Origin of the sequence: Rhodococcus sp. 14C212 (assembly GCF_011058195.1) — a bacterium.
Classification (GTDB): domain Bacteria; phylum Actinomycetota; class Actinomycetes; order Mycobacteriales; family Mycobacteriaceae; genus Rhodococcus; species Rhodococcus aetherivorans.
Genome location: NZ_JAALEH010000004.1, coordinates 51,456 through 76,804 on the forward strand (window position 1 = coordinate 51,456; position 25,349 = coordinate 76,804).

24 protein-coding genes are annotated in these 25,349 nt (G+C 71.6%); 13 read left to right on the plus strand and 11 right to left on the minus strand.

Annotated elements, in window-relative coordinates:
- The first annotated feature begins 29 nt into the window (after positions 1 to 29).
- The 5 genes from G6038_RS03315 to G6038_RS03335 all read left to right on the plus strand — a co-directional run bounded on the left by G6038_RS03315 (position 30) and on the right by G6038_RS03335 (position 5,275).
- Entirely contained in the window at positions 30 to 1,502 is a 1,473-nt protein-coding gene (locus tag G6038_RS03315; protein WP_165035905.1) for a DHA2 family efflux MFS transporter permease subunit, read from the plus strand.
- Positions 1,503 to 1,512: 10 nt separating this feature from the next.
- A complete protein-coding gene (locus G6038_RS03320) occupies positions 1,513 to 2,310 on the plus strand; it encodes an enoyl-CoA hydratase/isomerase family protein (protein ID WP_165035906.1) in 798 nt (265 codons plus the stop codon).
- Between the two features lie 66 nt (positions 2,311 to 2,376).
- Positions 2,377 to 3,432, plus strand: a complete 1,056-nt coding sequence (locus G6038_RS03325) for an AMP-binding protein (RefSeq protein WP_165035998.1) — start codon at positions 2,377 to 2,379, stop codon at positions 3,430 to 3,432.
- A gap of 102 nt (positions 3,433 to 3,534) precedes the next feature.
- Positions 3,535 to 4,296 carry a crotonase/enoyl-CoA hydratase family protein gene (locus tag G6038_RS03330; RefSeq protein ID WP_165035907.1) on the plus strand — a complete coding sequence of 254 codons (762 nt, stop codon included), beginning with the start codon at positions 3,535 to 3,537 and terminating at the stop codon, positions 4,294 to 4,296.
- Between the two features lie 55 nt (positions 4,297 to 4,351).
- Positions 4,352 to 5,275 carry an adenosine deaminase gene (locus G6038_RS03335; protein WP_165035908.1) on the plus strand — a complete coding sequence of 308 codons (924 nt, stop codon included), beginning with the start codon at positions 4,352 to 4,354 and terminating at the stop codon, positions 5,273 to 5,275.
- Between the two features lie 8 nt (positions 5,276 to 5,283).
- Here G6038_RS03335 and G6038_RS03340 read toward each other — a convergent pair whose 3' ends face one another.
- Positions 5,284 to 6,609, minus strand: coding sequence for a D-arabinono-1,4-lactone oxidase (locus tag G6038_RS03340; protein WP_165035909.1), 1,326 nt, complete (start codon positions 6,607 to 6,609; stop codon positions 5,284 to 5,286).
- A 77-nt stretch (positions 6,610 to 6,686) separates the two neighbouring features.
- Here G6038_RS03340 and G6038_RS03345 point away from each other — a divergent pair, with 77 nt between their 5' ends.
- Both G6038_RS03345 and G6038_RS03350 read left to right on the plus strand, forming a co-directional pair.
- On the plus strand, positions 6,687 to 7,331 hold the full coding sequence (locus G6038_RS03345) for a TetR/AcrR family transcriptional regulator (RefSeq protein WP_165035910.1): 645 nt from the start codon (positions 6,687 to 6,689) through the stop codon (positions 7,329 to 7,331).
- 72 nt (positions 7,332 to 7,403) lie between these two features.
- Positions 7,404 to 8,579: an alanine racemase gene (locus G6038_RS03350; RefSeq protein ID WP_165035911.1), complete on the plus strand. Its 1,176-nt coding sequence runs from the start codon at positions 7,404 to 7,406 to the stop codon at positions 8,577 to 8,579.
- A 1-nt stretch (position 8,580) separates the two neighbouring features.
- Here G6038_RS03350 and G6038_RS03355 read toward each other — a convergent pair whose 3' ends face one another.
- A complete protein-coding gene (locus tag G6038_RS03355; protein WP_165035912.1) occupies positions 8,581 to 9,936 on the minus strand; it encodes a DUF2252 domain-containing protein in 1,356 nt (451 codons plus the stop codon).
- Between the two features lie 32 nt (positions 9,937 to 9,968).
- Here G6038_RS03355 and G6038_RS03360 point away from each other — a divergent pair, with 32 nt between their 5' ends.
- A complete protein-coding gene (locus tag G6038_RS03360; RefSeq protein ID WP_165035913.1) occupies positions 9,969 to 10,613 on the plus strand; it encodes an alpha/beta fold hydrolase in 645 nt (214 codons plus the stop codon).
- A gap of 64 nt (positions 10,614 to 10,677) precedes the next feature.
- Here G6038_RS03360 and G6038_RS03365 read toward each other — a convergent pair whose 3' ends face one another.
- The 4 genes from G6038_RS03365 to G6038_RS03380 form a co-directional block, all read right to left on the minus strand.
- Complete coding sequence (locus G6038_RS03365; RefSeq protein ID WP_165035914.1) at positions 10,678 to 12,480, minus strand: long-chain fatty acid--CoA ligase; 1,803 nt, start codon at positions 12,478 to 12,480, stop codon at positions 10,678 to 10,680.
- Between the two features lie 165 nt (positions 12,481 to 12,645).
- On the minus strand, positions 12,646 to 13,275 hold the full coding sequence (locus G6038_RS03370) for a phosphoribosyltransferase family protein (protein WP_165035915.1): 630 nt from the start codon (positions 13,273 to 13,275) through the stop codon (positions 12,646 to 12,648).
- A gap of 83 nt (positions 13,276 to 13,358) precedes the next feature.
- Complete coding sequence (locus G6038_RS03375; RefSeq protein ID WP_165035916.1) at positions 13,359 to 13,790, minus strand: hypothetical protein; 432 nt, start codon at positions 13,788 to 13,790, stop codon at positions 13,359 to 13,361.
- Positions 13,791 to 13,927: 137 nt separating this feature from the next.
- Complete coding sequence (locus G6038_RS03380) at positions 13,928 to 15,202, minus strand: TrpB-like pyridoxal phosphate-dependent enzyme (RefSeq protein ID WP_165035917.1); 1,275 nt, start codon at positions 15,200 to 15,202, stop codon at positions 13,928 to 13,930.
- 122 nt (positions 15,203 to 15,324) lie between these two features.
- Between G6038_RS03380 and G6038_RS03385 the strand changes: the two genes are divergently transcribed.
- From G6038_RS03385 to G6038_RS03395, 3 genes are all read left to right on the plus strand, one after another.
- Positions 15,325 to 15,897 (plus strand): TetR/AcrR family transcriptional regulator, encoded by a 573-nt coding sequence (locus G6038_RS03385; protein ID WP_165035918.1) that lies wholly within the window; start codon positions 15,325 to 15,327, stop codon positions 15,895 to 15,897.
- Positions 15,894 to 16,934, plus strand: a complete 1,041-nt coding sequence (locus G6038_RS03390; RefSeq protein ID WP_165035919.1) for an SDR family oxidoreductase — start codon at positions 15,894 to 15,896, stop codon at positions 16,932 to 16,934. The genes G6038_RS03385 and G6038_RS03390 overlap by 4 nt, the downstream gene beginning before the upstream one ends.
- Positions 16,935 to 17,003: 69 nt before the next feature.
- Complete coding sequence (locus G6038_RS03395; RefSeq protein WP_206024210.1) at positions 17,004 to 18,941, plus strand: DEAD/DEAH box helicase; 1,938 nt, start codon at positions 17,004 to 17,006, stop codon at positions 18,939 to 18,941.
- A gap of 66 nt (positions 18,942 to 19,007) precedes the next feature.
- Here G6038_RS03395 and G6038_RS03400 read toward each other — a convergent pair whose 3' ends face one another.
- The 3 genes from G6038_RS03400 to G6038_RS03410 all read right to left on the minus strand — a co-directional run bounded on the left by G6038_RS03400 (position 19,008) and on the right by G6038_RS03410 (position 22,333).
- Positions 19,008 to 19,811, minus strand: coding sequence for a DUF1206 domain-containing protein (locus G6038_RS03400; protein ID WP_165035921.1), 804 nt, complete (start codon positions 19,809 to 19,811; stop codon positions 19,008 to 19,010).
- 108 nt (positions 19,812 to 19,919) lie between these two features.
- The gene (locus G6038_RS03405) at positions 19,920 to 20,435 is read right to left on the minus strand and encodes a DUF664 domain-containing protein (RefSeq protein ID WP_165035922.1); all 516 of its coding nucleotides are present in this window, start codon (positions 20,433 to 20,435) and stop codon (positions 19,920 to 19,922) included.
- Complete coding sequence (locus tag G6038_RS03410) at positions 20,432 to 22,333, minus strand: ABC transporter ATP-binding protein (RefSeq protein WP_165035923.1); 1,902 nt, start codon at positions 22,331 to 22,333, stop codon at positions 20,432 to 20,434. Before G6038_RS03410 ends, G6038_RS03405 begins: the two co-directional genes overlap by 4 nt.
- A gap of 194 nt (positions 22,334 to 22,527) precedes the next feature.
- Here G6038_RS03410 and G6038_RS03415 point away from each other — a divergent pair, with 194 nt between their 5' ends.
- Entirely contained in the window at positions 22,528 to 22,989 is a 462-nt protein-coding gene (locus tag G6038_RS03415; protein ID WP_165035924.1) for a PPOX class F420-dependent oxidoreductase, read from the plus strand.
- A gap of 9 nt (positions 22,990 to 22,998) precedes the next feature.
- Here G6038_RS03415 and G6038_RS03420 read toward each other — a convergent pair whose 3' ends face one another.
- Both G6038_RS03420 and G6038_RS03425 read right to left on the minus strand, forming a co-directional pair.
- Positions 22,999 to 23,631, minus strand: a complete 633-nt coding sequence (locus G6038_RS03420; RefSeq protein WP_165035925.1) for a hypothetical protein — start codon at positions 23,629 to 23,631, stop codon at positions 22,999 to 23,001.
- 47 nt (positions 23,632 to 23,678) lie between these two features.
- Complete coding sequence (locus G6038_RS03425; protein WP_165035926.1) at positions 23,679 to 24,449, minus strand: deoxyribonuclease IV; 771 nt, start codon at positions 24,447 to 24,449, stop codon at positions 23,679 to 23,681.
- Positions 24,450 to 24,586: 137 nt separating this feature from the next.
- On the opposite strand from G6038_RS03425, the gene G6038_RS03430 reads away from it, so the two are divergent.
- Positions 24,587 to 25,345: an ABC transporter ATP-binding protein gene (locus G6038_RS03430; RefSeq protein WP_165035927.1), complete on the plus strand. Its 759-nt coding sequence runs from the start codon at positions 24,587 to 24,589 to the stop codon at positions 25,343 to 25,345.
- The last annotated feature ends 4 nt before the right edge of the window (positions 25,346 to 25,349 follow it).

The following is a 25,349-nucleotide window of genomic DNA, read 5'->3' on the forward strand; positions in this document are numbered from 1 at the left end:
GTAGACGCCTACGAGCGGAGGACGTGCGGGTGGAGACCGAGACAAATCCGTGGCCGGCGTTGTGGGCGCTGTGCCTCGGGTTCTTCATGATCCTGGTGGACAGCACCATCGTGGCGGTCGCCAACCCGGCAATCATGCGGGCGCTGGATACCGACATCAACAACGTCGTGTGGGTCACCAGCGCCTACCTGCTGGCGTACGCGGTGCCGCTGCTGGTCACCGGCCGCCTCGGCGACCGGTTCGGCCCGAAGCGCGTCTACCTGGCGGGGCTGGTGCTGTTCACTGCGGCGTCGCTGTGGTGCGGGTTGTCCGGCACCGTCGCCGCCCTCGTCGTCGCCCGGGTGTTCCAGGGCCTCGGCGCGGCGCTGATGACCCCGCAGACGATGGCGATCATCACCCGCACCTTCCCGCCCGACCGGCGAGGCACCGCGATGGGCCTGTGGGGCGCGGTGGCGGGTGTCGCGACCCTCGTGGGCCCGCTGGCCGGCGGTCTCCTCGTCGACAGCCTCGGCTGGGAATGGATCTTCTTCGTGAACGTGCCGGTCGGGATCGTGGGTTTCGTCCTCGCCGCGCGGCTGGTCCCGGCGCTGCCCACCCACCCGCACCGGTTCGACCTCCTCGGAGTGCTGCTCAGCGGCGCGGGCATGTTCTGTCTCGTGTTCGGGATCCAGGAGGGCAACTCCTACGACTGGTCCACTCCCGTGTGGGTGCTGATCGCCGCCGGGGTGGCGCTGCTGGCGGTGTTCGTGTGGTACCAGTCCCGGGGACGCGGGGAGCCGCTCGTTCCGCTCGGCCTGTTCCGCGACCGCAACTTCTCGCTGGCCAACATCGGCATCGCCACGATGGGCTTCTCGGTCACCGCGATGGTGCTGCCGCTGATGTTCTACGCCCAGGGTGTGCGCGGCTGGACACCCACGGAGTCGGCGTTGCTGATGGCCCCGATGGCGGTCCTCACCGGCCTGCTCGCACCGATGATCGGGCGGCTCGTGGACCGGACCCATCCGCGCTACATCGCCGGCACCGGATTCGCGCTGCTCGCCGTGTCGCTGACGTGGCTGGCCGCGGTGATGACGCCCGACTCGCCGGTGTGGCAGCTACTGCTGCCGATCGCCCTCATGGGCGCCGCGATGGCCGGCATCTGGTCGCCGCTGGCGGCCACCGCGACGCACGGCCTGCCGCCGCATCAGGTGGGGGCCGGGTCGGGGGTCTACAACACCACCCGGCAGGTCGGTGCCGTCCTGGGCAGCGCCGCCGTGGGTGCGCTCATCACGTCCCGCCTCGCGGTGCAGGGGTTGTCCGGAGGCGGTGCGAACGAGGGTGGTGGGACGACGGCCCTGCCCGAGCCGGTGCGCGCGCCGTTCGCCACCGCCATGGCCGAGTCGACGCTGCTGCCCGCCGCGGTCCTGCTCGTCGGCTTCGCCGCGGCGCTGTTCTTCGTGCAGCCCGCGCGCATCGAGCCGGCGCCGAGGCCACCCCTCGAGGAGCGCCGCACGCTCGCCTAGTGTGGCGCGCATGACGCAGACCACACATCCCACCCGCCTCGAGCGCCACACCACCGCGGCCGGTGCCGAGGTCGCCGTGCTGACCGTCGCGCACGGCAAGCTGAACCTGTTCGACCAGGCCCTGTTCGACGCCGTGATCGCCGACACCGCCGCGCTGGTGGCGGCGCCTCCGCGCGCGGTACTGATCCGCGCGGAGGGCAAGGTCGTCTCCGGCGGAGTGGACGTCCACCTGTTCGACGGCCTCGACGCCGGGCAGGGCGCGCAGCTGTGGCAGGACCTGTTCGCGCAGATCATTCATCCGCTCGAGGCCCTGCCGTGCCCCGTGGTCTTCGCTGCGCACGGGCTCACCCTCACCGCGGCGTTCGAGATCTCCCTCGCCTGCGACATCGTCCTCGCGGCGCCGGGCGCGAAGTTCGGACTGGTGGAGACCGTCGTCGGCCTGACTCCCTCGATGGGCGGGCCACAGCGGCTGGCCGAGCGTGCCGGTTCCGGCCGCGCTCGCGAACTGGTGATGACCGGCGACCTCTACGATGCCGAGACGCTGCGGTCGTGGGGCGTGGTCAACGCGGTCCACGACGACGTGGACTCCGCCGCGCGCGCCCTGGCGGACCGGCTCGCCGACGGCCCCACCCGCGCCCACGACGCCACCAAGCAGATCATCGGCGCGTGGCGGTCCGGTGGCGTCGCGCACGCGGACTCGGAGACCCCGGAGGTCTCCGGCGCGTTGTTCGACACCGACGACCTGAAGGGTGCCGTGCGCAGCTTCCTCACCGTCGGCCCGGGGAAGGCGTCGTACACCGGAAGGTGAGCCGATCCCGCCCCCAACTGTGACCCGCGCCATATAGTGCAGGCACACGACGAGGCGGAGGTGACGATGTCGGTGGCGGTGGTCCGGGTTTCGTGCGCAGCCGGGTGGTTCCGTGACGAGCGTGTCAGTCGCCGACTGGACGGTGTTCTGCGGTACGAGGACCTCGAGCCGTGCCTGGCCGAGCTGCTCGACCGCAGCGCGCTGCGGCACTCGGCCCGCATCGCGGCCGTCGACCGGGCCGGCAACGCACTCACCTACGGGCAGATGTGGTCGTCGGCGGCCCGCGTGGCCGGTGGCCTGCTCGATCAGGGCGTGGGCCCGGCCGACCGGGTGGTCGTCCACTATCCGAACGGGTTCCGCTGGCTGTACGCGTTTCTCGGGGTGGTCCTCGCCGGTGGGGTGCCGGTGCTGCCGGATCCGACCTGCAGCGATCCGGAACTCGGGTGGATCGCCGAGGACAGCGGCGCCGTACTGACCCTCGACGGAGACCTGCCCGACGGGGTGGCGTTCCTGGACGAGGGCGCCGCGCCGGACGAGCTCGCGGTGCTGTACTACGTGCGCAAACGCGGCGGAGGACTGCACGGGGTGGAGCTGACCAACGAGAACGTCCTCTCCACGATCGAGGCCGTGGTGCACGCGATGGACCTGACCGCGGAGGGGGCGCGCACGGTGCTCACCGCACCGCTGTCCACGGCGGCGGGCAGCGCCGTGCAACTGTTGCCCACTCTGGCGGCCGGCGGCACCGTCGTCGCCGCCGGGGCCCGGGGGGTGCGGGTGCCGTGGCGGCACCTGCGCGCGTCGTTCCCCGCGGCGCGGTGCGTACGCGGGTGGGGGGTGGCCGAGACTGGTGGCATCGGGCTGCTGCTGCCCACCGACCAGCGGGCCGCGCACCCGCGCAGCGTCGGAGTTCCGTTCGGCGGCATGGAGGTCGCCCTCCTCGGTCCGGCCGCCGATCAAGGCGTCGGCGAACTGCTGTGCCGCGGTCCCAGCGTCGCGCGCCGCTACTGGAACGACCCGGATTCGACCGCCGAGACCTTCGACGACGGCTGGTTCCACACCGGCGACCAGGTGCACATCGACGGGGACGGCTTCGTCACGCCCGTCGCCGTCCGGGTGTCGTGACACGGCGGTACGGCCGGTCCGCCGCCGGGTTCGGTTGCGGTATAAGCGAATGAACCGCGGTACGCGCGGTCGGCAACCGAATCCTGTGAAAGGTGTGCGCGCATGTCCGACGAGGTCCTGCTCGAGCGTCGTGGTCGAATCCTGGTGATCACCATCAACCGGCCCGCGGCCCGCAATGCCGTCAACGCGGCCGTCAGCCACGGTCTCGCCGCCGCCGTCGACGAACTCGACGCCGATCCCGACCTGTCCGTGGGCGTGCTCACCGGTGCGGGTGGCAACTTCTGTGCCGGCATGGACCTCAAGGCGTTCGTCGCCGGGGAGAACGTCGCGGTGCCGGGCAAGGGTCTCGGCTTCACCGAGGCGCCGCCGCGCAAGCCGATCATCGCCGCCGTCGAGGGCTTCGCGCTGGCCGGCGGCACCGAACTCGTCCTCGCCACGGATCTCGTGGTCGCCGCCGCGGACGCCAGGTTCGGCATCCCGGAGGTCAAGCGCGGACTCGTCGCCGCGGGCGGCGGCCTGCTGCGCCTGCCCACCCGGATTCCGTACCAGAAGGCGATGGAACTGGCGCTCACCGGCGACGCGTTCACCGCCGAGGAGGCCCACGGCTACGGCTTCGTCAACGTGCTCACCGAGCCGGGCAGCGCGCTGGAGGGCGCCCTGGCCCTCGCCGAACGGATCACGGCCAACGGCCCGCTCGCCGTGGCGACCACCAAGGAGGTCATCGCAAAGGCCGCCGACTGGCCGGCGGACGAGGCCTTCGACAGGCAGCGCGAGATCGTCGGCCCGGTGTTCGTGTCGGAGGACGCCCGCGAGGGCGCGACGGCGTTCGCGGAGAAGCGTTCCCCGGTCTGGAAGGGACGCTGACGACCCGCGTCCCTTCCGCACGGCCGCGGAAGGGACGCGTCGACGAAGGAGGATCGTGCTCGCCGAACTGCACGTCCACATCGAGGGCACCCTCGAACCGGAACTGATCTTCGCTCTCGCAGAGCGCAACCGCGTCGTGCTCCCGTACGCCGACCTCGCCGAACTGCGCAGCCGGTACGAGTTCACCGATCTGCAGTCCTTCCTCGACCTGTACTACGCGAACATGCGGGTGCTGCAGACGGCCGAGGACTTCGCCGATCTCGCGCGGGCGTACCTGCGCCGGGCGGCGCGGGCCGGCGTGACGCGGGCCGAGTTCTTCTTCGACCCGCAGGCGCACACGAGCCGCGGTGTGCCGCTGACAGAGGTGGTCGAGGGCCTCGCGGACGCCGTCGCGGCGGGCCGGCGAGAATTCGGCGTCGATGCGGCGATGATCGCCTCCGTCGTGCGGGACCGGCCCGTGCACGAGGCCGAGGAGGTGTTCGGGGAACTGCTGCGCCTGTCGGCTCCGATCATCGGGCTGGGCCTGGACTCTGCGGAGGTGGGCTATCCGCCGTCGCTGTTCGAGGACGTGTTCGCCCGCGCCCGCGCCGAGGGCCTGCACGCGGTCGCCCATGCGGGCGAGGAGGGCCCGCCCGAATACGTGTGGCAGGCACTGGATCTGCTCGGGGCCGAGCGCATCGACCACGGCATCCGCTCCCTCGAGGACCCCCTCCTGGTCACGCGCCTCGTGGACGAGCAGATTCCGCTCACGGTCTGTCCGCTGTCCAACGTCCGTTTGCGCGTGGTGGATTCGCTCGAACGGCATCCGCTGCCGCGCATGCTCGAGGCGGGTCTGCTGGTGACCGTCAACTCCGACGATCCGGCGTACTTCGGCGGGTACGTCGACGACACGTTCGCGGCACTGCGCGATCGGCTCGGGCTCACCTCCGAGCAGCGGGAGACGTTGGCGCGCAATTCGATCGCGGCGTCGTTCGGCTAGCCCGCGGCCTACGGGCCGAGCACGCGGTCCAGGTACGGGTTGGCGAAGGTGCGCTGGGGGTCGACGCGGTCGCGGACGGCGAGGAAGTCGTCGAAGCGCGGGTACGTCGGGCGCAGGTCGGCCGCGGTGCGGCCGTGCATCTTGCCCCAGTGCGGCCGCCCGTCCACGGCGCGGGCGATCGCCTCGACCGCATCGAAGTACGCCTGATGCTCGCGCCGGTGGTACTGGTGCACGGCGAGGTACGCGCTGTCGCGGCCGTGTGCCGTCGACAGCCACACGTCGTCGGCGGCGGCGAAGCGTACCTCCACGGGAAAGGCGACACGGAAGTTGTTGCGGGAGAGCCACGCATCGATCTCGGTGAGCACGTCGGTCACGGAGTCGACGGGTACGGCGTACTCCATCTCCCGGAACCGGACCCGGCGCGGGGAGGCGAAGACGCGATAGCTGCGGTCGACGAACTCCCGCGGCGACAGCGTCCGGGCGGCGAACGCGTTGAGCCGCGGGATGATCGAGGGGGCGCGGGTCGCGACGCGCTGGACGATTTCGAACATGCCGTTGGCGAGCACCTCGTCGTCGACGAAACCGCGCACCCGGCCCACCGGGGCGCCGGGCGCGTCGGCGGTCAGCCGGGTGTTGCGCTTGGTGAGTGCCCGGTCGGTGTGCGGGAACCAGTAGAACTCGAAGTGGTCGACGGCGAGCCGGTCGCGCTCGAGTACGGCGAGGGTGTCGTGCAGCGTGCCGGGCGCTTCCGCGGCGTGCAGCGCGAAGGCGGGTACGCACTCGAGGGTGATGGTGGCGAGGATGCCGACGGCGCCGAGGCCGAGCCGGGCGGCCTCGAAGAGTTCCGGGTGGTCGTCGGGGGAGCAGTGCACGACGGAGCCGTCCGCGAGCACCACGGTGGCCGCACGGGCGACGGTGGCGAGGCCCCCGAATCGCGCGCCCGTGCCGTGGGTGCCGGTGGACATCGCGCCGGCGAGCGACTGCACGTCGATGTCCCCGAGGTTGGGCACGGCCAGACCGTGACCCCACAGGAGCCGGTTGAGGTCCCGCAGCCGGGTGCCGGCCCGCGCGGTGACGAGTGCCCCGGCGGAGGTGGGCCGGACGTCCTCGATGCCGGTGAACCGGTCGAGGGAGACGAGTACGCCGTCGGTGACGGCGACGCCGCTGAACGAGTGCCCTGCCCCGGCCGCCTTGACGCGCAGCCCCCGCTCGGATGCGCGTGCGACGACGACGGCGATCTCGTCCAGGGATTCCGGTGTCTCGTACGCGTGCGGTATCGCGGATTCGGTGCGTGCCCAGTTGCGCCAGGTGGCTGCGGGACGGTCGGTCGCCATGGGGTAATCATCGACTTGGACGACCGTCCAGGTCAATAGCGGCCGACGGATCCGGGCCGGGTTCTACGATCGGAGGCATGCTGAACCGGTTGCCGGCGGACCAACGTCGAGCCCAACTCGTCGAATCCGCCCTCGCGCTGGCCGAGGGCGGCGGCCTCGGGGCCGTCACCGTGCGGGCCGTCGCCGAGCACGCCGGCGTATCGCTCGGGGTGGTGCACTACTGCTTCGAGAGCAAGGAAGCCCTCGTCGCCGCGATGGGGGAGACCCTGGTGCTCCAGCTCAGCCAGGCGTTGCGCACCGCCTTCACCCTCCCGCAGGACGGGCCCGACCCGCAGGGCCCGCGGGGGCTGCGGCAGCTGCTCTACCTGGGGATCAACGCGATGTGGCCGACGATCGAGGCGACCGCCGACCGTCAGCTGCTCACCTACGAGATCACCACCTATTCGCTGCGCCACCGGGCCGCCGGCGAGCCGCTCGGCGGCAACATCGCCACCGAGCAGTACCGCATCATGGACGTCGAGGCCCAGGCCTTCCTCGAGGAGTGCGCCGCCCGCACCGGCACCGAATGGGTCGAGCCGGTCTCGACCGTCGCCCGCCTGGCGCTGGCCATGCTCGACGGCCTGGTCCTGCGGTGGCTCGTGGATCGTGACAGCGACGCCATCGTCACCGAACTCGACGACATCGCCGCGATCGTTGCCGGCCGGGCCGTGGAAACGACCTGAACCTGGACACAGGTCCAACTCGGTGCTTGACTGGCCGCGACGACCCGACCTGCCGTGGATTGGACCCCCGCCGTGACCCACCCCCTCGACCGGCTCCACGACGCGACGGCCGACCTGGACCCGCCGCTCGCGGCCGTCGACCTCCCCACGCTCCGACGCAACGCCGCCGACCTCGTCCGTCGCGCCGGGGGCACCCCCGTGCGGGTGGCGAGCAAGTCCGTCCGGTGCCGCGCGGTCCTCGAGGAGGTGCTCGGCACCGGCCTCACCGCCGGCGGCGGCTTCCGCGGGATCATGGCGTACTCGCTGCGCGAAGCGCTCTGGCTGGTCGAGCGCGGCGCCCGCGACGTGCTTCTCGGCTACCCGACCGTCGACCGTGCCGCGCTCGCCGCACTCGCCGGCCGGCCGTACGCCCTCGACGCCGTCACCCTCATGGTCGACTCCGCCGCCCAGCTCGGCATCGTCCGCGACGCCCTCGGCACCGCCCGCGTGCGGCCCCGTGTGTGCCTCGACGTGGATGCGTCGCTGCGGCTCGGGCCGGTGCACCTCGGCGTACGTCGCTCGCCGCTGCGCACGCCCGACGAGGTGGCGCAGCTCGCCCGCTGCGCCACGACCGCGGGCTTCGCGGTCGTCGGAGTGATGTTCTACGAGGCGCAGATCGCCGGCCTGCCCGACACGTCGCTCGCGGTCCGCCTGATCAAGCGCCGGTCGGCCGCCGAGCTGGCCACCCGTCGCAGCGCCGTCGTCGGGGCCGTCGGTGCCGTCGTCGGTGACCTCGAGATCGTCAACGGCGGCGGCACGGGCTCGCTCGAGATCAGTTCCGCGGACCCGGTCGTCACCGAGGTCACCGCCGGCTCCGGCCTCTACGTGCCCACGTTGTTCGACCGATACCGGGCGTTCACGCCGCGGCCCGCGCTGTACTTCGCGCTGCCCACGGTGCGCCGGCCCAGCCCCACCATCGCCACGCTCTTCGGCGGCGGTTACATCGCGTCCGGCCCGGCGGGTCCGTCGCGGGTACCGCGGCCGGTGCGTCCCGCCGGACTGCGGCTGCTGCGCGCCGAGGGCGCCGGCGAGGTGCAGACCCCGGTCACCGGCCGCGCCGCCGAAGACCTGCCCGTCGGCGGCCGCGTGTGGCTGCGGCACGCCAAGGCGGGGGAGCTGTGCGAGCGGTTCGCGGAACTGCATCTCGTCGACGCCGGCGGCACCCGCGCCACCGTCCCCACCTATCGCGGCGAGGGGCACTGCTGGTGAACTACGCCGGTGCCGCGCTGTTGCACAACGCCTTCCAGTCCTGCTCCGTGCGATCGGCGTAGGCGGCGGACCACCGGGCCACCGCCTCGTCGAACACCGTCCCGCGGCCGAGGTACCCGGCGACGAACGCGCCGTCCGGGCTCTGGCTGTGGGCGCGGGCGAGCAGCGCTCCGCACAGCCGGCCGTACTGCTCCGACTGTGCGGGACTCAGCCGTTCCCACTGCACCGATCCCTTCATGTCCCGGAACTGACGCACATAGAAGTCCCGGCGCACGCCGTCGGCGCCGGGGACGCCGGTGATCCAGCCGAGGAGCGGATCCGAGTGGGCCTGCAGGATCCGCTGCGTCCCCACGACGCGGGCGCCGTGGCCGTGCGCGATGAGGTCGGCCTCGACCCGGTGCGAGGTCTCCCGGATCCCGCCGTGCGTCTCCAGCACCGACCGTCCGGCCTCCTTGACCTGGAGAAACAGCGGCTCGTCGGCCGGGCCGAGCAGCAGGACGAGGAAGCACCGGGTGCCCACGCTGCCCACCCCCACGATCCGCATCGCGAAATCCACGACGCGGTACTGGGAAAGCAGCAGCTGGGCATCCGCCCGCACCGTCGCGCGGTAGGACGCGACGATCCGCTCGAGGGCATCGAGTGACCCGATGTCGAGGTGGCGCACGATCGGGGGCTGGTCGACGATGCGCGGAACGCCGTCGGCCGTCGTGACCGTCAGCTTCCTCAGGACCTGTTCCGACGTGCGGCTGCGAGCCTTCTTCACGACGGCTCGTATCGCCTCCGGATTCCGCGACGCCTGCTCGATCTCTTCCGCGTCGACCTGGAAGTAGAACCGCTCGGTGGCCGTCAGTCCGGACAGGAACCGGATGGTCTCGCGGTACGAGCGCACCGTCGCGAGGGTCGCGTCGCGGCACTGCTGCTCGGTGCAGCCGGTGTGACGGCCGGCCAGCCACACCGAGGCGGCCAGCCGCTTGACGTCCCATTCCCACGGCGCCGGATACGCCTCGTCGAAGTCGTTGAGATCGAACAGGACCCGGCGCTCCGGCGAGGCGTACAGGCCGAAATTCGCCAGATGGGCGTCGCCCGAGGCCACCACGTGCGGTCCCGTCACCGGCTCGGTGGACAGGTCCGCCGCCATCGCGGCGGCGCTGCCGCGGTAGTAGGCGAACGGGGACTCCGTCATCCGCTCGTACCGGATCGGCACCAGTTCCGGCAGCCGGGTGTGGTTCTGCTGCTCGAAGATCGCCACGGGGTCGCGTTCGGGGCAACGGAATTCGCCGTGCGCACCGCGGGGCACGCGGGCGCGGGCGGCACGCCCCTCGGCTCGACTGCGCTCGGCGGCGGTGGTGGGTGTCATCCCGCGATTGTGCACCGGCGCACAATGACCGCATGCCCTTTTTCGACGGCAGCACCGGCCGTATCCACTACCGACACTGGCCCGTCGACGGCGCGGCGGCCGCCGTCGTCTTCGCCCACGGAATGCGTCAGCACACCGGCCACTACCACCGCTTCGCCGCGGGCCTGGCGGCGCACGGCATCGCGTTGTGGGGCATCGATCTCGCCGGGCACGGCCTGTCCGAGGGCAGCCCCGGTGAGCCGGGCGTCCTCGACGACCTGGCTGCGGACCTGCTGCGCGTCGCCGAGCTGGCGGAGCGTGCCGAGCCGGGGATGCCGCTGGTGGTGATGGGGCATTCGCTCGGCGCGGCGACCGCTCTCACGCTGCTGCGCACCGACGCCGGCCGCTTCCGCGGCGCCGTGCTGTGCGGGACGCCGCGCTCGGCGGCCGTGCCCGCGACGGCCGAGATCCTCGCGGGGGCGCGCATCCCGCTGCTCGCGGTGCACGGCGCCGACGACCGGCTGGCCCCGATCGACCCCGTACGGGCCTGGGCCCGGACGATCCCGGCCCTGGACCTGCGCGAGTACCCCGACGCGGGCCACGACCTGCTGCACGAACCGGTGCACCGCACGGTGACGCGTGACGTCGCCGAGTTCGTCCGGACCGTGACCGAAGTGCCGACCCCCCAACAACAGTGAGCGAATGTATCCCTCACTCGATCAGAGGAGATGAAGGATACATTCGCTCACCATGGGCGTGGCCCTACGAGTAGATGGCCTCGATCGCCGTGCCGTGCGCTTCGTGGATGACGTTGCGCTTGAGCTTGAGCGTCGGGGTCAGCTCGCCGGTCTCGATGGTGAAGTCCACCTCGAGGATCCGGTACTTCTTGATCTGCTCGGGGTTGGAGACCTTCTTGTTGCCCTCGGCCACCGCGGCATCGATCTCCGCGATCAGGTCGGGGTTCTTCAGCAGCTCGGACACCGGGGCGTCGGCCGGAATGCCGTGACGCTCCTTCCAGCCGGGCAGGGCCTCGGGATCGAGGGTGACCAGCGCGCCGATGAACGGCTTCGCGTCGCCGACGACGATGACCTGGCTGATCAGCGGGTGCGCCCGCAGAGCGTCCTCGAGCACGGCCGGGGCGACGTTCTTGCCGCCGGCGGTGACGATGAGCTCCTTCTTGCGGCCGGTGATGTGGACGAATCCGTCCTCGTCGATCTTGCCGATGTCACCGGTGTGGAACCACCCGTCGACGATCGATTCGGCGGTGGCCTTCTCGTTCTTCCAGTAGCCGCCGAACACCGCGGGGCCCTTGAGCAGCAGCTCGCCGTCCTCGGCGATCCGCGCGGCGTGCCCGTTGACCGGCCGGCCGACGCTGCCCACGCGCTGGTGCTCGGGGGTGTTGATGGTGACGCCACCGGTGGTCTCGGTCAGGCCGTAGCCCTCGAAGATCGGGATGCCGACGCCGCGGAAGAAGTGGCCCAGACGCGCGCCGAGGGCGGCGCCGCCGGAAACCGCCTGCTCGCACTCGCCACCGAGGGCCGCGCGCAACTTGCCGTACACCAGCTTGTCGAACACCGCGTGCTTGATCTTCAGGCCCAGACCGGGCCTGCCCTTGTCCAGCGCCTCGCTGTACGCGATGGCGGTGTCGGAGGCCTTCTCGAAGATCTTGCCCTTGCCGCCGTCGTACGCCTTCTGCTTGGCCGAGTTGTAGACCTTCTCGAACACGCGGGGCACCGACAGGATGAAGTTCGGCTTGAACTCGCCGAGCTGGTCGAGCAGCGTGGTCAGGTCGGAGGTGTGCGCCACGGTGACGCCGTGCTCGAACGCGCCGAACGAGATCTCGCGGGCGAACACGTGCGCGAGCGGCAGGAACAGCAGGGTCCGCTTGCCGCTCACCATGGAGTTCGGCAGGGCGAGCTTGACGGCCGCGGCCTCTGCCCACAGGTTGCTGTGGGTCAGCTGCACACCCTTCGGGCGGCCGGTGGTGCCCGAGGTGTAGATCAGGGTGGCAGGGGACTCGGCACGCACCTGGTGGCGCCGCTCCTCGAGCTGCTCGTCGGTGATCGCGGCGCCGCGCGCGATCAGTTCGTCGACGGCGCCCTTCGTGCCCGCTGCGCCCTCGATCTGCAGGACCTCGCGCAGGGCCGGCGCGGCCTCGGCCACGGCCGCGACCGTTCGCGCGTGGTCATCGTTCTCGACGACCAGCAGCGAGGTTCCCGAGTCCTCGAGGATCCACTGGGCCTGGTCGGCCGAGGAGGTCTCGTAGATCGCGACGGTGCAGCCCCCGGCGGCCCAGATCGCGTAGTCGATGAGGACCCATTCGTAGCGGGTGCTCGCCAGGATCGCGACCCGGTCGCCGAGTTCGATCCCGGAGGCCATCAGGCCCTTGGCCACCCCGCGGACCTGGGCGGCGAACTCGGCGGCGGTGACGCTGACCCACCGGCCGTCGACCCTGCGCTCGAACGGCACCCAGGTCGGCGACTCCTTCTCGTGCCGGAAGACGGCGTCCGCCATCGATGCGTCCTCGGGAATCGAGAACGACTGTGGCACGGCAAACTCTCTCACGGTGACCCCTCCATCAATTTTTCACTGGTGGATGTGCATTGCATCACACGAGGACGGAAAACGCAGCAACGGGGGTGCCCGATTTGTAGCCTTTTCGCTCTGACCTGTGAAGATACCTGTTAACGACGGACACGGACAATCGCCGCGGTCCGGCCGTGTGCGTGTTCAGGCGGGTTCGAGGAGGCGGGCGGCCTCGTCGTCGGAGAGTTGATGGAAGTCGTCGTACGCGGCGCCGACGCTGCCCAGGTCCGCGGGGGTGAACGGGCACACCACCTCGTCGGCCACCGCGCGCACGCGACGCGCCGCCTCCGGGGACGCCACGGGAACCGCCAGCACCACCCGTTCGGCACCGGACTCCCGAGCGGCCAGGCAGGCGACGGCGGCGGTCGCGCCGGTGGCCATGCCGTCGTCGACGAGGACGACCGTGCGTCCAGACAGCGACGTGCGCTCCTTGCCGCCACGCAGCAGCCGGGCGCGACGGTCGAGTTCGGTGCGTTCACGGGCCTCGATCCGTTCGATCGAGTCCTCGGCCACCCGGCCGATGCGGATGACGTCCTCGTTGAGCACGCGGAAGCCGCCCTCGGCAATGGCGCCCATCGCGAGTTCCGGCTGCCACGGCACCCCCAGCTTGCGGACGACGAGCACGTCGAGCGGGGCGTCGAGGGCGTGAGCCACCTCGCGGGCGACGGGGATGCCGCCGCGGGGGAGGGCGAGGACCACCGGGTTCGCGTCGCGCAGGTGAGCGACCGAGCGGGCCAGCCGCCGCCCGGCCTCCGGACGGCCGGAATAACGCATAGATCGAGTATGCGCCCGGCGGCGGGCGGCCCGGGCGGGTTTGCGTCCGGATCCGGGCCCGCTCAGGCGACGGTGTGCAGGGCTCAGGCGACGGTGTGCAGGGCTCGCGCGGGCCGCAGGGCGTCGAGGAGCGGCTGCCACGCGAGGGCGTCGCCGCCGCGTCGCTGCCATTCGTCGGCGAGGGTGGTGTCGTCCGTACCGGCGAGGTCGTCGACGGTGTCGACACCGTGCCGATACAGGACCTCGGCGGCCAGCTCGACGGTGTCGGCGGCGATGGGGGCCTCGTCGGGGCTGTAGCGGCGACGATAGTGGCCGACCTTGCCGGCCCACTGGGCGCTGCCGCCGGTCTCCTCGAAGGTGCGCAGGAGCGCGCGGATCCCGTCGCGGCCGGCGTCCGCGCCCTGGGCGGCCCGGTAGGCCCGGTAGCGATCGGTGACGATCCCGGGATCTACGCCTCGGGTGCGGTGCACTGCGTCGAGCAGGCGCAGGGCCAGGTTGTCGGCTGCGTCGGGCATCGGGGCCTCCCGGTGGTGACATGGCGCGGTGGAGCGGTTCCACAGGTGTATCGCCGATGACCGGGCGTGTGTTGCATCACAGACATCCTCGGCGTGTCTTCCTCCCCGTCACAGGGGGAGGAAGACACGCCCGGGGGCTATCCGAGCTCGCCGTGCAGGTATGCGGCGTAGGCCGGCAGGTCGAGCTGCCCGTGCCCGGACAGCCCGATCACGATCACCTCGGGCCCGGTCACGGTCCGCGCGTACTCGGCGGCCGCCGCGAGGGCGTGGGCCGACTCGGGGGCGGGCACGATGCCCTCGCTGCGGGCGAACTCGACGGCCGCCGCGAAGGCATCGGTCTGCGCGACGGCCGTGCCCTGCACGTACCCCAGTTCGACGGTGTGGCTCAGCAGCGGCGCCATGCCGTGGTAGCGCAGCCCGCCGGCGTGGATGGGGTCGGGGATGAAGTCCTGACCGAGGGTGTGCATCTTGAGCAGCGGGGTGAGGCCGACGATGTCGCCGTGGTCGTAGCGGTACTCGCCCTGCGTGATGGACGGGCACGCGGCCGGCTCGGCGGCCACCACCCGCGTCGTGGCGCGGCCGTGCAGCACCTCGCGCAGGAACGGGAACGACAGGCCGGCGAGGTTGGAGCCCCCGCCGGCGCAGCCGAACACGACGTCGGCCTGCTCCTCGCCGGCGGCGCGCAGCTGGTCGACGGCTTCGAGACCGATCACGGTCTGGTGCAGCACGACGTGGTTGAGCACACTGCCGAGCGCGTACCGGGCGGCGGGGTCGCCGGCGGCCACCTCCACGGCCTCGGACACGGCGATCCCCAGCGAGCCGGGGGTGTCCGGCTGTTCGGCGCGCACCTTGCGGCCGGACGCGGTGAGTTCCGACGGGCTCGAGTGCACGGTGCCGCCGTACACCTCGATGAGGTGCCGGCGGTACGGCTTGGACTCGTACGAGGCGCGCACCTGCCACACCTCGAGGTCGATGCCGAACTTGGCGCATGCGAACGACAGCGCGCTGCCCCACTGGCCGGCGCCGGTCTCGGTCGTCAGCTTCTTCACACCGTCGAGGGAGTTGTAATACGCCTGCGCCAGAGCCGAATTCGTCTTGTGGCTGCCCACCGGGCTCACGCCCTCGTACTTGACGTAGATGCGCGCGGGGGTGCCGAGTGCACGCTCGAAGGACCGGGCCCGCAGCAGCGGCGTGGTGCGGTAGGTCGCGTACGCCTCCCGGACGGGTTCGGGGATCGCGATGTCGGTCTCGGTGGACAGCTCCTGCTCGATCAGGCCGGCGGCGAACAGCGGTTCGAGGTCGGCGGCCGTGACCGGTTCCCCGGTGCCGGGATGCAGGTGCGGAGGCGGGGCGTCGGGCAGATCTCCCGCGATGTTGTACCAGTGGGTGGGAATGCTGACGAGCTCCGACACCGGAAGGTCCTTTCGTCTGTCGAGAGTGGAACCGGTTCAGTGTGCCTTCCGTCGCACGTGGCCCGTCCGGCGGAGGGCTCGCGGTGTCGACAGAAATATGTAGACCGGTCTATTATTTCGCCGTGACCACCAAGGGAGCACGCACGAAGGCGCGCATGATCGACACCACGCTGGAACTGATCCAGACCCGCGGCTACCACGGCACCGGCCTCGCCCGCATCACCGACGCCTCCGGTGCGCCCCGGGGCTCGGTGTACTTCCATTTCCCCGGCGGCAAGGACGAGCTCGTCGTGGCCGCGCTGGACCGGGTGGGCGCGGAGTTCACCGGCCTGCTCGAGGCCCTGCTGGCCGAGGGCCGGACCGCCGCCGAGATCGTCGCCGCGGTGTTCGACGATCTCGCCGCCCGGCTCGGGCGATCGGGGTTCGCGGCCGGCTGCGCCGTGGCCTCCGTCGCCGTCGACGCCGCCACCGACAACCCCGTTCTGCAGCAGAGCTGCGCCCGCGTCTACGAGTCGTGGCGGGTGGTCCTCGAGCGCGTGCTCGTACGCGACGGGATACCCGATGCCGCCAGGCTCGCCGGGGTGATCGTCAGCCTCGTCGAGGGCGCGACCACCGTCGCCCGTGCCCGGCACGACGTGGCCCCCCTGGTGGATGCCCGTGCCGTCGCGCTCGACCTCCTCGGAGCCGCGCGATGAGCGCCGCGGTGGTCTTCGGCGCGACCGGATTCATCGGCCGCGGCCTGATCCGGGAACTGCTCACCGACCCGGACGGCGACGACCTCGTCGTCGCGGCGGTGCGGACCGCGGAGTCGGGGGCGCGGCTGCGCGACCGGCTCGCGTCGGACGGGGTGCCGCTGGACCGGCTCTCGGTCCACGTGTTCGATCCGGCCTCCGCCGAGCTCGTCCTGGATCCCGTGGCGACGGACGTGCGCGACGTCTACAACCTCGCCGCCGCGTTCGCCTTCGGGATGACGGCCCGAGCGGCGCGTGAGGTGAATGTGGTGCTGGCCGAGAAGATCACCCGATTCGCGGCAGCCGCCGGCGCGCGCCGGCTGGTGCACGTCAGCGGCTACCGCGTCGCGGCGTACCCGGCCGTGCCGGCGCCGTGGCCGCGGCGGCACCGGCGCCGGATCTACCGGAGGTTCGGCGCGTACGAGGCGTCGAAGATCGAGGCCGACGCGGTGGTGCGTGCGCTCGCCGCGGAGCTCGGGGTCCCCCTCACGGTCGTCAACCCCGGGACGGTGATCGGCGACTCCCGGACCGGGGAGGCCGATCAGTACCTGGGTCTCGCGGAGCTGGTCGTGCAACTCGCCCGCGGTCAGCTGCGCGCCGTGCCCGGCTCGCCGCGCACCGTGCTGCCCGTCGTCACCATCGACCACCTCGCGCGCTTCCTGGCGCTGATGCCGTGCGACCCGGAGACGGCGGGGCAGGCCTACTGGGTCCTCGACGACGCCACGCCGCCGCTGCCCGAGCTGGTCGCGCTGGTCGCCGACGAACTCGGCGTGGCCCCGCCGCGCCGGCGGATACCCGTCGCCGCGCTGCGGGCGCTGCCGGCCCGCCTGACCGGGGCGGAGAAGGAGACCCTGAGTTTCCTCAGCGCCGACACGTACCCGACCGCGCCCGCCACCGCCCTCGCGCGCCGGCACGGGCTCGAGTACCCGCCGGTGCGGCCGGCGCTGCGGTTGTGGGCCCGCTATGTGGCGGCGACGGCACCGGATGCGGCGTCCGGATAGGGTGGTCGGGGACCCTTGTCCGGCGCTGTGGAAGGGCCATGGCCGTCCATCCGATAAACTGCAGGTCAAATGAGTGATACTGTGCAAGACCCCGAAGCCGACACCGCTACCCCCACGTTCGCCGATCTCGACATCGACGCCCGTGTGCTGCAAGCGCTTTCGGATGTGGGCTACGAGACCCCGTCGCCGATCCAGGCGGCCACCATCCCGCCGCTGCTGGAGGGGCGCGACGTCGTCGGTCTCGCGCAGACCGGCACCGGCAAGACCGCCGCGTTCGCGGTGCCGATCCTGTCGCGGATCGACACCTCGGTGAAGCGGCCCCAGGCACTGGTCCTGGCTCCCACCCGCGAGCTCGCCCTGCAGGTCGCGGAGGCTTTCGGCAAGTACTCGGCGCACATTCCGGGTCTGCACGTGCTGCCCATCTACGGTGGCCAGAGCTACGGCGTGCAGCTGTCCGGGCTGCGCCGGGGTGCGCACGTCGTCGTGGGCACCCCCGGACGTGTGATCGATCACCTCACCAAGGGCACCCTCGACATCTCCGAGCTCGAGTTCCTCGTGCTCGACGAGGCCGACGAGATGCTCACCATGGGCTTCCAGGAGGACGTCGAACGGATCCTCGCCGACACCCCGGAGAGCAAGCAGGTCGCGCTGTTCTCGGCGACCATGCCGGGCGCGATCCGCCGGTTGTCCAAGCAGTACCTGCACGACCCGGTCGAGATCACGGTCAAGTCGAAGACGACGACCTCGGCGAACATCACCCAGCGCTGGGTGCTCGTGTCGCACCAGCGCAAGCTCGACGCCCTGACCCGGATCCTCGAGGTCGAGCAGTTCGAGGCGATGATCCTCTTCGTCCGTACGAAGCAGGCCACCGAGGACCTCGCGGAGCGGCTGCGCGCCCGCGGCTTCTCCGCCGCCGCGATCAACGGCGACATCGTGCAGGCCCAGCGCGAACGCACCATCGGCCAGCTCAAGAGCGGCGCGCTCGACATCCTCGTCGCGACGGACGTGGCGGCCCGCGGTCTGGACGTCGACCGCATCAGCCACGTCGTGAACTACGACATCCCGCACGACACCGAGTCCTACGTGCACCGCATCGGCCGCACCGGCCGCGCCGGGCGCACCGGCGACGCCCTGCTGTTCGTCGCCCCCCGCGAGCGGCACCTGCTCAAGGCGATCGAGCGGGCCACCCGGCAGCCGCTCACCGAGATCCAGCTGCCGTCGGTGGAGGATGTCAACGCCCAGCGCGTCGAGAAGTTCAACGATTCGATCACCGAGGCGCTCGCGTCGGATCACCTGTCGTTGTTCCGCACGTTCGTCGAGGACTACGAGCGCGAGCACGACGTTCCCCTCGCCGACATCGCGGCGGCGCTGGCCGTGCTGTCCCGCGACGGGGAGTCCTTCCTCATGGAGGCCGAACCCGAGCCCGTGGCGCCGCCGCGGCGGGAACGCGAGCCGCGGGAGCGGCCCCCGCGCCGGTTCGACGACGACGGTGCGTCACGCGTCGGGCGCGACGGGCAGGAGATGGCCACCTACCGCATCGCCGTCGGTAAGCGGCACCGGGTGGTGCCCGGCGCGATCGTCGGCGCCATCGCCAACGAGGGCGGCCTGCGCCGCAGCGACTTCGGGCACATCAGCATCCGCCCGGACCACAGCCTCGTCGAGCTGCCGAAGGACCTGTCGCCGGAAACGCTCGAGGCGTTGCGCGGCACCCGCATCTCCGGGGTGCTCATCCAGTTGCAGCCCGACAGCGGCGCACCGTCGGGCCGGCCGTCGTCGACCTACCGTCAGCGCGACGACCGCGGCGAGCGCCGCCAGGGTGAGCGCAAGGAGTACGGCGGCAAGAAGGACTGGGGCGATCGCGGCGGCCGCAACAAGGACGTCGGTGGGCGCGGCGACCGGTTCGGCGACAAGCCGAACCGCGGATTCCGTGAACGCTCCGGCGAGCGCGGGCAGTCCGGTGGACACGGCTCGGGCGGCCACAGCGGCGGCTACCGCGGGCGCGACTAGCGCAGCGGCTGCGATCGCGCGCGCGACGGCGGCTACCGCGGGCGCGACCAACGCGCCCGCGGGGGCTCACATCTTCCCGTACCGCGCGAGGACGAAGCAGTACACGCCGTATGCGGCGATACCGAGGCCGGCCGCGACGAGCAGGATCTGACCGAACGGGGCGGTGCCCAGCGTCTTGAGGGCACCGTCCAGTCCCGTCGCCTTGGACGGATCGGCGGTGAACGTCGCGACGAGGACCAGGACGCCGGCGCCGGCGATCGCCAGGCCCTTCGCGACGTACCCGACGGCACCGAGCGGCTCGGCGTACCGGGGCAACCGCTCCCGGTGCAGGTCGTCGAGGAACTTCTTCGCAGCGCCCTTGTAGACGTGGTAGGCGCCGATACCGATGATCACCAGCCCGGCCGCGACGAGCACGACCTTGCCGCCTCCGGACTGCATCAACCGGGCACTGAGTCCGGCGTTCTGTTCACCGCTCGACTTGCCGGTGCCCCGCGCGAACTGGAACGCGGTCAGTGCCAGCGCCAGGTACGCCACGGCGACGCCGACGGTCTTGACCCGGTCCAGGGCGGACGGTTTCTCGACGTCCGAGCGTTTGCCGACGGCGGCCTCGACCAGACGCCACAGTGCCAGCGCCGTGAGCGTCACGGCCAGGACCCACAGGACGATCCTGCCGCCGGGCTGGGCGGCGAGTTCGCCGAGGGCACCGGACTGGTCGGCACTGGCCGGATCGCCGAACGCGACCTGGACGACGATGTAGGCGATCAGCAGGTGCACGACCCCGCTCGCGGCCTGTCCGACCCGCGCCACCTTCTCGAACATCGGATGCTGGGCAGCGCCCGCAGCCCCCGTGCTGGTCTGTTGTCCGGTCACGCGACGGCCTCCAGGATCTCGCGGCGACGGCGCCGGGGCGCCCTGGCAGTGGTGCCTACGGGGAGCCTATCGCGCCGGCGGGGCGTCGTCCGGCTTCGCCGGCGCCGGCTACCGGACCCTGCCGGCCAGGACGTCGGCGGTGGCGCCGTCGACGGATTCGCGGATGATGTCGGCGTGGCCGGCGTGCCGGGCCCATTCCTCGATCTGATGCAGGACCAGGAACCGCACGGTGAGCGGCACGCCCTGGTCCAGCCATCGGGCGATGTCCGCCGGCAGGTCCACCACCCGGTCCAGGTCCGGGTCCGCCCGCAGCACGTCGGCGAAGCGTGCCGCGACCGTGTCGAGCCGGGCGAGCTGATCCGCGACGGTCTCGTCGTCGCGCACCGCCCACCCGGCCGTCCACGCCGCCACCGGGTCCGGCTCGCGGCTCTGCGTCCCGGAGATGCGGTCGGCGGCCGCGACCTCGCCGTCGATCACATGGTTCAACAGCGAAGCCAGGCTCATCGCGGAGGCGCTGGGCACGCTGCGCGCCTGGTCCTCGGTCAGCCCGGACAGCGCGTTGCGGAACGCGGTGCGCTGAGTGTCGAGAAGCAGGAGCAGCAGGTCGGTCTCGTTCGTCGTCATGCGCCCAGTGTGGGAGCCATAGCGGACACCCGCGGTCCTGAATCGGCGAACTGGGTGCGGTACAGCTCGCCGTAGCGCCCGCCGGCGGCGAGCAGCTCGGAATGGGTGCCGCGCTCGACGATGCGTCCGTCCTCGACCACGAGAATCAGATCCGCCGCGCGGATCGTGGACAGCCTGTGCGCGATCACCACCGAGGTCCGGCCGGCCAGCGCCTCGGTGAGCGCCTCCTGCACGGCGGCCTCCGACGTCGAGTCCAGGTGCGCGGTGGCCTCGTCGAGGATGACCACCCGCGGGTGGGCCAGCAGCAGTCGCGCGATGGTCAGCCGCTGGCGCTCACCGCCGGAGAGCCGGTACCCGCGCTCGCCGACGACGGTGTCCAGGCCGTCGGGCAGGGAGCGGATCAGCTCGGTGAGCCGGGCCCGGCCCAGCACGTCCCACAGCTGATCCTCGGTCGCCTCCGGGCGGGCCAGGAGGAGATTCGCCCGCACGGTCTCGTGGAACAGGTGCCCGTCTTGGGTGACCATGCCGACGGTCCCGCGGATCGACGCGGTGGTGAGGCGGCGCACGTCGACCCCGCCGAGCAGCACGGATCCGGAGTCGGTGTCGTAGAGTCGCGGCACCAGTTGCGCGATCGTGGACTTGCCGGCGCCGGAGGAGCCCACCAGGGCCACCATCCGGCCCGGCTCGGCCCGGAAGCTCACGTCGTGCAGGACCGGTGCGCCGCCGCGGGTGTCGAGCGTGGCCACCTCCTCCAGCGACGCCAGCGAGACCTTGTCGGCGGCGGGGTACGCGAAGTCCACGTGCCGGAACTCGACGGCGACCGGGCCGTCGGGGACGGGGCGGGCGTCGGGGGCCTCCTCGATCAGCGGCCGCAGGTCGAGCACCTCGAAGACCCGCTCGAAGCTCACCATTGCGCTCATCACGTCGACGCGGGCGCTCGCGAGTGCCGTCAGCGGCGAGTACAGGCGCGTCAGCAGCATCGCCATCGCCACGACGGCACCAGGCTCGAGTTGTCCGCGCAGCGCATAGAAGCCGCCGAGACCGTAGACGAGGGCCAGCGCGAGGGCGGACACGAGAGTCAGGGCGGTGACGAACACCGACTGCAGCATCGCCGTCTTCACCCCGATGTCGCGCACCCGGCGGGCACGGACGGCGAACTCCGACGACTCCTGCGACGGGCGGCCGAACAGCTTCACCAGCGTCGCGCCGGGTGCGGAGAACCGCTCCGTCATCTGGGTGCTCATCATCGAATTATGGTTGGCTGCTTCGCGATTCAGGCGCGCCAGCCGTACGCCCATGTGCCGGGCGGGCACCACGAAGATCGGCAGCAGCAACAGCGCGAGCAACGTGATCTGCCAGGAGATCCCGATCATCACCACGAGCGTGATCGCGAGGGTGACGATGTTGCCGACCACTCCGGACAGGGTGTCGCTGAACGCCCGTTGGGCGCCGATGACGTCGCTGTTGAGCCGGCTGACGAGGGCGCCGGTGCGGGTGCGGGTGAAGAACGCGATGGGCATGCGCTGCACGTGGTCGAACACGGTGGTGCGCAGGTCGAGGATCAGGTCCTCGCCGATGCTCGCGGACAGCCACCGGTTCAGGATGCCGAGCCCGGCCTCGACGACGGCGATGGCGGCGATCAGCACCGCCAGCCACGTGATCACCGAGAGGTCGGCCCGATCGACGATGGCGTCGATCACCCGGCCGGCGAGGACCGGGGTGGCCACGCCGAGTGCGGCGATCAGCACGCTCAGTAGCAGGTACATGCCGATGTTGCGGCGGTGGGGGCGGGCGAACTCGGCGATCCGGCGCAGGCTGGCGCGCGAGAACGGGCGCCGGTCGCTCTGCGCGTGCATCGCGTTGTACATCGCGTTCCACGCGGTCACTTCCATGCTCATGCGGGAGCCTCCTGAAGTCGGTCGCCCGACCGTAGAACCTCGAGTGGACTCGAGGTCAAGCGTAGGTGCGCGCACTGCTGCGGGCTCGTGAGGTCGCCACAGAGTCTGCTCGTGCGTATCGAACCCGCCCACCGGATTCTGCACGTGACCCCCGACAGGGCCCGTCGTCACGGCCGCGCACGTAGGGTCGGAGCATGGCACCGAAGATCGCAACGGCGGACCGCGTGGACCGCGACGGGCTGCTCGAATTCGTCCGCCCACGTCACCGCGGCACCCTGGTCACCACCCGGTCCGACGGCCGGCCACAGATGTCCCCGGTCACCTGCGGGCTGGACGACGCCGGCCGCATCGTGATCGCGACCTACCCGGAACGCGCCAAGGTCGTCAACATCCGCCGCCACCCGGCCGTGTCGATCCTGATCCACTCCGACGACTGGAACGGTCCCTACGTCCAGATCGACGGCACCGCCGAGGTGATCGATCTGCCGGACTCGGTCGAGCCGCTCGTCGAGTACTTCCGCGCCGTCGCCGGGGAGCACTCCGACTGGGACGAGTACCGGGAGGCGATGCGCAAGCAGGGCAAGTCGCTGATCCGGATCCTCGTCGAGGACTGGGGTCCGGTCGCGACGGGCGGTTTCCCGCCCGGCCGGGTCTGAGCCGCGCGATCAGCGAGCGACGTCGACGACCAGCCGCGTCGGGTTCGTCAGCGCGTAGACGGCGAACGGCGTGTTCGGCTCCGCGACGCCGACGAACGACTGGGTCACGCCTTCGAAGACGCCGGAGCCGTTGACCTCGACGACCGAGCCGCCCGGCTGCGCGAGCACCGGGTTGGGGCCGGAGTAGGGTTCGACGCCGCTGTCGAACGGATAGGCGGACCCGTCGATGAGCACCTGCAGGATCGCGCCGCCGGCGACGGCCACGTCGTTGCCGCTGCCGTCCTGCACCGCCCGGTCGACGTATCCGACGCGCCACCCCGGGGTGCCGGTGCCGCCCATCTCGTACACCACCCGGTCGAAGTTCTCGTGCCGGCCGGTGCGGATGTCGGTGACGGTCAGCTTCGCGCCGGCCGAGGCGGGCGACGTCTTGTCCGACGCGTCGGCCGGCGCGGGCTCGGGGGTCGGCGCCGAGTCGGTGGAACCCGACCCGGAGGAACCCGACCCGGAGGAACCCGACCCGGAGGAGATCGAGGAGGTGGCGGTGCTCGCCGACGCGGACGGTGCCGGGCTGTCGGCGTCCGAGCAGCCCGCAAGTACCAGCGCGGCGGCGGTGACGGCGAAGGCGATCCGGGCGTGCTTCATGAGCAAGATGTTACGGCTGTGACGGCCCGGTCTCCGGGAGGCGTGTCTCACCCGAGCAGTTCGCGCAGGTAGGCGACGTCCTCGGCGATCCCTTCCGCCGGGGTCTCGAGGACGATCGGCGCGTCCGCGGCCCGGCACACCGCCACCAGCAGGTCGGGGTCGATCGTGCCGGCGGCGATGTTGGCGTGCCGGTCCCGGCCGGAGCCGAAGCCGTCGCGGGAATTGTTCAGGTGCACCAGATCGATCCGGCCGGTCGCGGCCCGCACCCGCTCGACGACGTCGACGAGGTCCTCGCCGCCCGCCCACGCGTGGCAGGTGTCGAGGCAGAAGCCCACGTCGTAGTCGCCGACGGCGTCCCACAACCGCGCGATCGCATCGACGTGCCGGGCCATCGCGAACTCGCCCCCGGCGGTGTTCTCGATCAGGACGGGCACCGCGAACCCGCCCTTGTCCTCCTGTCGCTCGAAGAGCTTGCGCCAGTTCTCCACGCCCGCGGCGACCTCCTCGCCGGACCGGACGTGGCCGCCGTGCACCACCAGACCGAAGGCGCCGATCCGGGCGGCCGCCTCGGCGTGCTCGGCCACGGCCTTGCGCGACGGCATCCGCAGCCGGTTGTTCGTGCTGGCCACGTTGATCACGTAGGGGGAGTGCACCACCACCGCGACGTCGGAAGCGCGGATCTGTTCCTGCCGGGGGTGCGGGCCCGGCTTCGTCCACTGCTGGGGATCGCCGAGGAACAGTTGCACCAGGTCTGCGCCGAATCGCTCGCCGCAGCCGATCGGATCGTCGTCCTGCCGGACGTGTGCTCCTATCCGCATGGTCTCGACGGTAGCGCCCGGCGGCGACGCAGCAGAACCGCACCGGGACGTCACCGAGCGCACCCCGAGAACCGTCGGCGAGGAATCCGGGACGTCCCCGATGGTGCCCTGCCGGAAAAGTCAGGAAGATGGTGGGCATGCCAGCCCACACCGCCACCGCCGCGCGCGCAATCGACCTGAGAAAGATCTACGGAACCGGTGAGACCGCTGTCCACGCCCTCGACGGGGTGAACGCGGAGTTCGCGGCGGGGGAGTTCACCGCCATCATGGGCCCCTCGGGTTCGGGGAAGTCGACGCTGATGCACTGCCTCGCCGGCCTCGACACCGCCACCTCCGGTTCGGTGGTCCTCGGCGACACGGACCTGACCGACCTGTCGGACAAAGAGATGACGCAGCTGCGCCGCGACCGCATCGGCTTCGTCTTCCAGGCGTTCAACCTGGTGCCCACGCTCACCGCACTCGAGAACATCACGCTGCCCGTCGACATCGCCGGCCGCAAGGTCGACCGCGAATGGCTGGACACCGTCGTGAACCGCCTGGGACTCGGCGACCGGCTCGACCACCGGCCCGGGGAGTTGTCCGGCGGTCAGCAGCAGCGCGTGGCATGCGCGCGCGCGCTCGCCGGGCGGCCCGAGATCATCTTCGGCGACGAGCCCACCGGCAACCTCGACTCCCGTTCCTCGGGCGAGGTGATGTCGATCCTGCGGGCCGCGGTCGACGAGTTCGGGCAGACGGTCGTGATCGTCACCCACGATCCGCGTGCGGCCAGCTACGCGGATCGGGTGGTGTTCCTCGCGGACGGGCGCATCGTCGACGAGATGCGCGACCCGACCGCCGAGTCGGTCCTCGACCGGATGAAGCAGTTCGACGCCGTCGTCGTTCCCACGGCGAAGTAGGGCG

What these genes read in the sequence shown, in the direction of transcription:
- G6038_RS03405 (WP_165035922.1), bottom strand. Translation starts at nt 20,435, where the DNA reads ATGACGACGAACGAGACCGACCTGCTGCTCCTGCTTCTCGACACTCAG.
- G6038_RS03425 (WP_165035926.1), bottom strand. Translation starts at nt 24,449, where the DNA reads ATGCGGATAGGAGCACACGTCCGGCAGGACGACGATCCGATCGGCTGC.
- G6038_RS03375 (WP_165035916.1), bottom strand. Translation starts at nt 13,790, where the DNA reads ATGCCCGACGCAGCCGACAACCTGGCCCTGCGCCTGCTCGACGCAGTG.
- G6038_RS03370 (WP_165035915.1), bottom strand. Translation starts at nt 13,275, where the DNA reads ATGCGTTATTCCGGCCGTCCGGAGGCCGGGCGGCGGCTGGCCCGCTCG.
- G6038_RS03345 (WP_165035910.1), top strand. Translation starts at nt 6,687, where the DNA reads ATGCTGAACCGGTTGCCGGCGGACCAACGTCGAGCCCAACTCGTCGAA.
- G6038_RS03320 (WP_165035906.1), top strand. Translation starts at nt 1,513, where the DNA reads ATGACGCAGACCACACATCCCACCCGCCTCGAGCGCCACACCACCGCG.
- G6038_RS03330 (WP_165035907.1), top strand. Translation starts at nt 3,535, where the DNA reads ATGTCCGACGAGGTCCTGCTCGAGCGTCGTGGTCGAATCCTGGTGATC.
- G6038_RS03325 (WP_165035998.1), top strand. Translation starts at nt 2,377, where the DNA reads ATGTCGGTGGCGGTGGTCCGGGTTTCGTGCGCAGCCGGGTGGTTCCGT.
- G6038_RS03420 (WP_165035925.1), bottom strand. Translation starts at nt 23,631, where the DNA reads ATGAAGCACGCCCGGATCGCCTTCGCCGTCACCGCCGCCGCGCTGGTA.
- G6038_RS03415 (WP_165035924.1), top strand. Translation starts at nt 22,528, where the DNA reads ATGGCACCGAAGATCGCAACGGCGGACCGCGTGGACCGCGACGGGCTG.
- G6038_RS03360 (WP_165035913.1), top strand. Translation starts at nt 9,969, where the DNA reads ATGCCCTTTTTCGACGGCAGCACCGGCCGTATCCACTACCGACACTGG.
- G6038_RS03430 (WP_165035927.1), top strand. Translation starts at nt 24,587, where the DNA reads ATGCCAGCCCACACCGCCACCGCCGCGCGCGCAATCGACCTGAGAAAG.
- G6038_RS03410 (WP_165035923.1), bottom strand. Translation starts at nt 22,333, where the DNA reads ATGAGCATGGAAGTGACCGCGTGGAACGCGATGTACAACGCGATGCAC.
- G6038_RS03390 (WP_165035919.1), top strand. Translation starts at nt 15,894, where the DNA reads ATGAGCGCCGCGGTGGTCTTCGGCGCGACCGGATTCATCGGCCGCGGC.
- G6038_RS03355 (WP_165035912.1), bottom strand. Translation starts at nt 9,936, where the DNA reads ATGACACCCACCACCGCCGCCGAGCGCAGTCGAGCCGAGGGGCGTGCC.
- G6038_RS03340 (WP_165035909.1), bottom strand. Translation starts at nt 6,609, where the DNA reads ATGGCGACCGACCGTCCCGCAGCCACCTGGCGCAACTGGGCACGCACC.
- G6038_RS03395 (WP_206024210.1), top strand. Translation starts at nt 17,004, where the DNA reads ATGAGTGATACTGTGCAAGACCCCGAAGCCGACACCGCTACCCCCACG.